Here is an 840-nt window from a genome sequence, read left to right on the forward strand (position 1 = left end):
CGATCGCCGCGTCCGCCCGCGGGACGGCGGCATCGCTGCGCGCGGCGTGGGTGTAGACGGCGACGGCGACCGGGTGCTCCCCCGGGTAGGTCACCACGCCGACGTCGTTGCGGACCGCGCCGACCGTCCCGGTCTTGCCCGCCACCCGCGCGGCCGCGGGGAACCCGGCGCGCAGCCGGTGCGGCCAGATCTGGGCGCCCAGCACCCGGCGGGCGAAGGCGGTGGACCCGTCCGAGGCGAGCTCGCCGCGCCAGAGCATGCCGAGCAGCGCGGTGGTGTCCGCGGCCGTGGTGGAGGAGCCGTAGACCGGGCTGAGCGCCCGGGTCTCGACGGGGACGTCGTTGTCGGCGAGCACCCCGAAGGCCGCGGCGACGTCGTCGGTGCCGGTGTCGGCGAGCAGGTCGGCGAACACGTCGTCGGTGCCGCCCCGGATCCGGGTGCCGCCCAGCCCCAGCTCGGCGGGCAGCGCGGACACGCGGTCGCGCCCCACCCGGGTGTGGACGACGTCGGCCGCGGCGTTGTCCGAGGCCGTCACCATCGAGGTGACCAGGTCCCGCCAGCTCATCGTCACCGGGTCGGCCAGCGCGGAGATCCCGGTGATCCCGGGCGTGCGCCGCACCGGGACGACGACGGGCTCCCGCGGGTCGATCGTGCCGGCGTCGACCGCCCGGCAGTACGCGACCAGCACGAACACCTTGTAGACCGAGGCCATCACGACCGGCACGTGCGCGCCGACGCCGACCTCGCGCGCCGTCGGGCGCGTCCCGTCGCCGGTGACCGGGCGGGCGTGCAGCCAGCCGCGCACCCCGGCGTCGCGGAACACCGCGCGGACCTCGGCGG

At 77.5% G+C, this 840-nt stretch carries 1 protein-coding gene; it reads right to left on the bottom strand.

Features of this window, described 5'->3' with window-relative positions; translation table 11 throughout:
- Positions 1–840 (bottom strand): serine hydrolase (locus GTW08_RS11500; RefSeq protein ID WP_161151895.1); only part of this gene is annotated, 840 nt, incomplete at both ends.

It is taken from the genome of Pseudonocardia sp. SID8383, from assembly GCF_009864975.1.
GTDB classification, from domain to species: Bacteria; Actinomycetota; Actinomycetes; order Mycobacteriales; family Pseudonocardiaceae; genus Pseudonocardia; species Pseudonocardia alni.